Raw genomic sequence first — 7,044 nt, forward strand, 5'->3', positions numbered from 1 at the left:
GCTCACGGTACCCCTGCCGGCGGTCGACACGACCGCTGGACGCCACGACCCCTCGGCCCGCGAATCACCGCAGCCGGAGAGGCCGTTCCCGGCGGTCGAGCCGACGACATCGGCACATCGGCTACCTCGTCGTCTGGCGCGACCTGGCACACAGCTCGGCAAGGGCCTCAGCTGTCACGGGCGAGACGGCGCCCTCCTCCGTGACGATGGCCGTCACCAACTCGGGCGGCGTCACGTCGAACGCCGGGTTGTACGCCTGGGTTCCCAGGGGCGCCACCGGAATCCCGCCTCCCGCTCCCGTCACCGGCACCTGCGGTGCCGCGACCTCGGTCACCTCGTATCCGGGGCGCTGTTCCACCTCGATGGACGCCCCGTCCGGCGTCTCCGGATCCACCGTCGTCACCGGCGCCACGACGATGAACGGAACATGGTGGTACCGCGCGAGCACCGCGAGCGGATAGCTCCCCACCTTGTTCGCCACCGAACCGTCGGCCGCGATCCGGTCCGCCCCGATCAGCACCGCGTCCACCTCCCCCGCCGCGAACAGCGAACCGGCCGCGTTGTCGGTGAGCAAGGTGTACGCCATGCCGCTGCGAGCCGCCTCGTACGCCGTCAGGCGAGCGCCTTGCAGCAAGGGACGCGTTTCGTCCACCCACAGCCGCCGCAGCCGCCCCGTCCGATGGGCGTGCAGGGCCACCGCGAACGCCGTTCCCTCCCCTCCCGACACCAGCGAACCGCTGTTGCAGTGGGTGAGGATCCGGTGCCCCCCGCCGGGCAGCAACTCCTCAAGCAACGCCAGCCCGTGCTCGGCCATCCGGGCGCTGGCCTCGGCATCCTCCCGGTGCAGCGCCCGCGCCGCAGCCAGCGCCGCCGCGGCCGCCGCCCCGCTGTCTCCGCCCTCGGCCAGAGCGGACCGGTATGCCGACGCGGCCCTGCGCACCCCGACGGAGAGATTCACGGCCGTGGGCCGGGCACCCGACAGCGCCACCGCGGCCTCGTCCACGTCGAAGCCCCGCGCGGCGGCGAGCGCGACGCCGTAGGCCCCCGCGATGCCGAGCAACGGCGCCCCGCGCACCGCGAGCGAACGGATCGCCTCGACCAGCGCCGACGCGTCCGTGCACACCAGCTCGACCTCCTCGGTCGGCAGTCTGGTCTGGTCGAGAAGGACCACCACGGGACCTTCGGGCGGCTCCTCCCATCGGATCACTGGCATTCCCGTCGGCCGCTTGTCCTCGCCGGTTTGCGCGTACTGATCAGCCATGCGGTCAGTCTGCCCCGGATCCGGCAGACAATTGAAGGTGCGCAGCTCCACCTCGGCCGGTCACTGGGCGCCCACCCCATGGCACGATGGCAGCCAACCTGCCGACGCGTCCGCGGACAGGCACCGTGAAGGAGCTTCGATGAACGACACTCCGGGCTGGGCCTCGCCCGGATCCGCCCCGTCCGACGGGCGGGAACCCGGCGCGTCCACCCCTGCCGACCGCCCCGTCCCCGCAGGGCCCGCCGATCAGCCCGCCGATCAGCCGGGCACCGATCCGCAGGGCTCCGGCTCTCAGTGGTCCAAGGAGCAGCCGCCACCCGGCCAGTGGTCCACGCCCACCGGCGCCGCGGCACCAGGCCAGGCACCGCCGCCCCCACCCCCGGGCCCCGGCTGGGGCGGCCGGCCCCCCGGCGCGGGTTATGGCGGCCCGGGCGGCTACGGAGGCCCTGGCGGATACGGGCCGCCCGGCGGATACGGAGCCTGGGGCGGCGGCTGGGGCGGCCCCCCGCCCGCCGCCAAACCCGGCGTGATCCCGCTCCGCCCGCTCGGCACCGGCGAGATCCTCGACGGCGCCGTCTCCACCATGCGCACCTACTGGCGCACGGTCCTCGGCATCTCGCTGACGATCGCCGTCGTCGCCGAGGTCGCGGTGATCCTCCTCCAGGGCCTCGTCCTGAACGACACCGAGACCACCGACGCACTCAGCGACCCGAGCGCCTCCCTCACCGAGGTCAGCCGCGCCGCCGGTGGGGTCGCGCTCAGCTCGGGCGCCGTCCTGCTGATCACCCTGGTCGGCACCATCATCGCGACAGCCCTGCTGACGACCGTCACCAGCCGCGCCGTGCTCGGCAAGTCCGTCACCATCGGTGAGGCCTGGCGCGACGCCCGCCCGCAGGTCCTCAAACTGTTCGGCCTCATCCTCCTGACCGGGCTCATCGCGGTCGGCGTCCTGCTCGTCGGCGCGCTGCCGGGCATCGTCGTCGCGATCGCCGGCGGTCCGAGCGGCGCCATCGCCGCCCTGCTCGTCCTCGGCATCCTCGCCGGTGCCGTCGTCACCGTGTGGCTGATGGTCCGCTTCTCCCTGGCCTCGCCCGCCCTGATGCTGGAGAAGCAGGGCATCACCACATCGCTGGGCCGCTCCACCAAGCTCGTACGCGGCTCCTGGTGGCGGGTCTTCGGCATCCAGTTCCTCGCCTCGATCATCGCCAACATCGTCTCGTCGCTCGCCGTGATCCCCTTCACGCTGATCGGGGCCTACGCGGGCGGCCACGGCATGACCGGCTTCCTTGAGAACACCAACGCGAACTACGGCTGGACGTTCCTCGTCATCAGCGGCATCGGCTCCGTGATCGGATCCATGCTCACCTTCCCGATCAACGCGGGCGTCACCGTGCTCCTCTACATCGACCAGCGCATCCGCCGTGAGGCCCTCGACCTCGAACTGGCCCGTGCCGCCGGCGTCGAGAACTACGGCGCCGGCACCCCCGGCACCGTCCCGGGGAGCTGATGCGGTGAGCCCGACGGGGGGAGTCCTCACAGCCGTGCCCGCCGCCCTGCTGTCGCTGACCGGCTCGGGCGACCAGCCGCCCGTGACCATCCCGCGCGACCCCGCGCGGGAGGCCGCACGGCATGAACTGTCCAAGCGGATGTACCACGAGAACGACCCCGGGCTGTTCCAGCGCGCCCTGAACGCCGCCCTGGACTGGATCGACCGCCTGCTCTCCGCCGCCGCGTCCGCGACGCCCGGAGGCGGACTGGGCCTGGTCGTCGTGGTCCTGGCCGTCGTCGCCGTCCTGGGCGCCCTGTGGTGGCGCCTGGGCACCCCCCGCCGGCACCCCGTCTCCGCGGCCGCTCTGTTCGACGACCGGGTCCGCAGCGCGGCCGAGCACCGGGCGGCCGCCGAGGCACACGCCGCCCAGGGCCACTGGAACCAGGCCCTCCAGGAACGCGTACGCGCCGTCGTCCGCGCCCTGGAAGAACGCGCCCTGCTCGACGTCCGCCCCGGCTGCACCGCCGACGAGGCCGCCGCCGAAGCCGGCCGCGTACTGCCCGCCCACGCCGACCGGCTGCGCGCCGCCGCCCTGGAGTTCGACGGCGTGACGTACGGCGGCCGCAGGGCGTCCCAGGCGTCGTACGACCGCGTCGCCGACCTCGACCGTGACCTGGAACGCGCCAAACCGAACCTCGCCGCCAGCGCCCACAGCACGGCCCACAGCACCCGCCAGGGGGCCGCCGAATGACCACCGGCGTGGCCACTCTCCCGACCACCTCCACGGCGCCCACCGGCCGCCAGGTGTGGACCCGCACCCGGGGCATCGTCCTCGCCGTGGTGCTCGTCCTCGCCGGGGCCGTCGCGATCGCCGTCATCCGCTCCGACAGCAGGCACGGCGACCTCGACCCGCGCTCCGCCGACCGCTACGGCAGCCGCGCCGTCGCCGAACTCCTCGCCGACCGGGGTGTGGACACCCGCGTGGTCACCACCCTGGCCGAGGCGCGCGCCGCGGCCGGCCGGGACACCACCCTTCTCGTCGCCGTCCCGGATCTGCTGGCCCCGCATCAGCAGTCCCAGCTGCAGAAGTCGACGGCCCGGTCGGGCGGCCGCACCGTCCTGGTCGCCGCCGGCAGCACCTCCGTCGAACGGCTCGCCCCCGGCGTCACCGCCGACCCCGCCACCAGCCTCAAGTCCACGCTCGCCCCCCTCTGCACCCTGCCCGCGGCCCGGCGGGCGGGCAGCGCCGACACCGGTGGCATCCGCTACACCACCACCCACCTCGACGCCGACTCCTGCTACCCCAGCCAGCGCCTGGCGACGCTGATCCGCGTCCCCGCGGCCTCCGGAGGCGGCGACACCGTCGTCCTCGGCGCCCCAGACATCCTGCTCAACGACCGCCTCGACGAGCAGGGCAACGCCTCGCTCGCTCTCCAACTCCTCGGCTCGCGCCCCCATCTGGTCTGGTACCTCCCCTCGCTCTCCGACTCCACGGCCACCGGTACCGGCGACCAGAAATCCTTGTTCGACCTGCTGCCCTCCGGCTGGCTCTGGGGCACGCTCCAGCTCTTCATCGCCGCAGCGCTCGCCGCCTTCTGGCGGGCACGCCGGCTCGGTCCCCTCGTGCCCGAGAAACTCCCCGTGGCGATCCGTGCCTCCGAAACCGTGGAAGGCCGCGCCCGCCTCTACCGGAAGGCGAGCGCCCGCGACCGCGCCGCCGCCGCTCTTCGCTCCACCGCCCGCACCCGCCTCGCCCCCCTCGTAGGCGTCCCCGTCTCCCAGGCGCACGCGCCCGAGGCCCTGCTCGCCGCCCTGTCCGCGCATCTCCATGGCGACGGACAGGCCCTGCACGCCCTGCTCTTCGGACCGCCGCCCGGCGACGACGCGGCCCTCATCGCCCTCACCGACCAGCTCGACGCCCTCGAAAGAGAGGTACGCCGTCCATGATGGACCCGACCACTGACAACGCCGGGAGCACCGGGAACCCGGCCGACGCCCGGGCCTCCCTGGAGGCCCTGCGCGCGGAGATCGCCAAAGCCGTGGTCGGCCAGGACCCCGCCGTGACCGGCCTCGTCGTCGCTCTCCTCTGCCGCGGACACGTTCTCCTCGAAGGTGTCCCCGGGGTCGCCAAGACGTTGCTCGTCCGCGCCCTCGCATCCGCGCTCGAACTGGACACCAAACGCGTCCAGTTCACTCCCGACCTGATGCCGAGCGACGTCACGGGCTCCCTCGTCTACGACACCCGCACCGCCGAGTTCTCCTTCCAGCCCGGCCCGGTCTTCACCAACCTCCTTCTCGCGGACGAGATCAACCGCACCCCGCCCAAGACCCAGTCGTCCCTCCTCGAAGCCATGGAGGAACGCCAGGTCACCGTCGACGGCACTCCTCGGCCGCTGCCCGATCCGTTCCTGGTCGCCGCGACCCAGAACCCTGTCGAGTACGAGGGCACCTACCCCCTCCCCGAAGCACAGCTCGACCGCTTCCTCCTCAAACTGACGATCCCGCTCCCCTCCCGTCAGGACGAGATCGCCGTCCTCACCCGCCACGCCGAGGGCTTCAACCCGCGTGACCTGCGCGCCGCCGGCGTACGCCCCGTGGCAGGCCCCGCCGACCTCGAAGCCGCCCGCGCGGCGGTCGCCAAGACGACCGTCTCCCCCGAGATCACCGCCTACGTGGTGGACATCTGCCGCGCCACCCGCGAGTCACCGTCCCTCACCCTCGGCGTCTCCCCGCGCGGCGCGACCGCCCTCCTGGCCACCTCCCGCGCCTGGGCCTGGCTGACAGGCCGCGACTACGTCATCCCCGACGACGTCAAGGCCCTCGCCCTGCCCACCCTCCGCCACCGCGTCCAGCTCCGCCCCGAGGCCGAGATGGAGGGCGTGACCGCCGACTCGGTCATCAACGCGATCCTCGCTCACGTCCCGGTCCCCCGCTGATGCCGCTCACCGGACGCGCCGCCCTCATCGCGGCCATCGGATCGATTCCCGTCGGCATCTGGGAGCCGAGCTGGACGGGCATCCTCGCCGTCAACGGACCGCTCGCCCTGGCCTGCGCCTGCGACCTCGCCCTGGCAGCCCCGGTACGGCGCCTCGTCCTGGCCCGCTCCGGCGACACCTCCGCCCGTCTGGGCGAGACCGCCGACGTCACCCTGACGGTGACCAATCCGTCCGGGCGCCCGCTGCGGGCCCGCCTCCGGGACGGCTGGCCACCGAGCAGCTGGCAGCCCGGCACGGAGGTGGAGGCCTCACGCCACCGCCTGACCGTCCCGGCGGGCGAACGCCGCCGCATCACGACCCGCCTGCGCCCCACCCGCCGCGGCGACCGCCAGGCGGACCGCGTCACCATCCGCTCCTACGGCCCCCTCGGCCTGTTCTCTCGCCAGAGCGCCCACAAAGTGCCCTGGACCGTACGGGTTCTGCCCCCGTTCACCAGCCGCAAGCACCTACCGTCGAAACTCGCCCGACTGCGTGAACTCGACGGCCGCACCAGCGTTCTGACCCGCGGCGAGGGCACGGAATTCGACAGCCTGCGCGAGTACGTCCCCGGTGACGACACCCGCTCGATCGACTGGCGTGCCACAGCCCGGCAGTCTGCGGTCGCGGTACGCACCTGGCGTCCCGAACGCGACCGGCGCATCCTCCTCGTCCTCGACACCGGCCGCACCTCCGCCGGCCGAGTCGGCGACGCCCCCCGCCTGGACGCCTCCATGGACGCGGCGCTCCTCCTCGCGGCCCTCGCGTCCCGCGCGGGCGACCGCGTGGATCTCCTCGCCTACGACCGTCGGGTCCGCGCCCTCGTCCAGGGCCGCGCCGCGGGCGATGTCCTCCCGTCCCTCGTCAACGCGATGGCCACACTGGAACCGGAGCTCGTGGAAACGGACGCCCGCGGGCTCACCGCCACCGCGCTCCGTACGGCCCCACGCCGGTCCCTGATCGTCCTGCTGACGACACTGGACACGGCCCCGGTCGAACAGGGCCTGCTTCCCGTGCTCGCCCAACTGACCCAGCGCCACACGGTTCTGCTCGCGTCGGTGGCCGACCCGCATGTCGCCCGCATGGCAACGGCTCGTGGAAACGCCGACTCGGTGTATGAGGCGGCGGCGGCCGCGCAGGCGCAGAGCGAACGGGATAGGACCGCGGAGCAACTCCGCCGGCACGGGGTGACGGTCGTGGACGCGACGCCTGATGATCTCGCTCCCGCGTTGGCGGACGCGTACCTGGCTTTGAAAGCGGCGGGCCGGCTCTGATTCCCGAATGGCCTTGGGGGCAGGCCGGCCTCCCAAACCGCACCCCTT

The 7,044-nt window shown here is 73.4% G+C and carries 6 protein-coding genes; 5 read left to right on the forward strand and 1 reads right to left on the reverse strand.

The window, feature by feature from the left end:
• Positions 1-121: 121 nt before the first annotated feature.
• On the reverse strand, positions 122-1,261 hold the full coding sequence (mtnA, locus tag LQ326_RS40480; RefSeq protein WP_234544071.1) for an S-methyl-5-thioribose-1-phosphate isomerase: 1,140 nt from the start codon (positions 1,259-1,261) through the stop codon (positions 122-124).
• A gap of 139 nt (positions 1,262-1,400) precedes the next feature.
• Between mtnA and LQ326_RS40485 the strand changes: the two genes are divergently transcribed.
• The 5 genes from LQ326_RS40485 to LQ326_RS40505 are packed head-to-tail and all read left to right on the forward strand — an operon-like array spanning position 1,401 to position 6,996.
• The gene (locus tag LQ326_RS40485; protein ID WP_234544072.1) at positions 1,401-2,768 is read left to right on the forward strand and encodes a DUF7847 domain-containing protein; all 1,368 of its coding nucleotides are present in this window, start codon (positions 1,401-1,403) and stop codon (positions 2,766-2,768) included.
• Positions 2,769-2,772: 4 nt separating this feature from the next.
• Complete coding sequence (locus LQ326_RS40490) at positions 2,773-3,501, forward strand: DUF4129 domain-containing protein (RefSeq protein WP_234544073.1); 729 nt, start codon at positions 2,773-2,775, stop codon at positions 3,499-3,501.
• Complete coding sequence (locus LQ326_RS40495; RefSeq protein ID WP_234544074.1) at positions 3,498-4,697, forward strand: DUF4350 domain-containing protein; 1,200 nt, start codon at positions 3,498-3,500, stop codon at positions 4,695-4,697. The genes LQ326_RS40490 and LQ326_RS40495 overlap by 4 nt, the downstream gene beginning before the upstream one ends.
• Positions 4,697-5,686, forward strand: a complete 990-nt coding sequence (locus tag LQ326_RS40500) for an AAA family ATPase (protein WP_234544079.1) — start codon at positions 4,697-4,699, stop codon at positions 5,684-5,686. Before LQ326_RS40495 ends, LQ326_RS40500 begins: the two co-directional genes overlap by 1 nt.
• Positions 5,686-6,996 (forward strand): DUF58 domain-containing protein, encoded by a 1,311-nt coding sequence (locus LQ326_RS40505; RefSeq protein WP_234544075.1) that lies wholly within the window; start codon positions 5,686-5,688, stop codon positions 6,994-6,996. The genes LQ326_RS40500 and LQ326_RS40505 overlap by 1 nt, the downstream gene beginning before the upstream one ends.
• Positions 6,997-7,044: the final 48 nt, after the last annotated feature.

This window comes from Streptomyces shenzhenensis (assembly GCF_021462265.1).
Taxonomy (GTDB): Bacteria; Actinomycetota; Actinomycetes; order Streptomycetales; family Streptomycetaceae; genus Streptomyces; species Streptomyces shenzhenensis.

Excerpts from the sequence above, each read along its gene's own strand:
- LQ326_RS40485 (WP_234544072.1), top strand. The coding sequence starts at position 1,401 with ATGAACGACACTCCGGGCTGGGCCTCGCCCGGATCCGCCCCGTCCGAC.
- mtnA (WP_234544071.1), bottom strand. The coding sequence starts at position 1,261 with ATGGCTGATCAGTACGCGCAAACCGGCGAGGACAAGCGGCCGACGGGA.
- LQ326_RS40500 (WP_234544079.1), top strand. The coding sequence starts at position 4,697 with ATGGACCCGACCACTGACAACGCCGGGAGCACCGGGAACCCGGCCGAC.
- LQ326_RS40505 (WP_234544075.1), top strand. The coding sequence starts at position 5,686 with ATGCCGCTCACCGGACGCGCCGCCCTCATCGCGGCCATCGGATCGATT.
- LQ326_RS40495 (WP_234544074.1), top strand. The coding sequence starts at position 3,498 with ATGACCACCGGCGTGGCCACTCTCCCGACCACCTCCACGGCGCCCACC.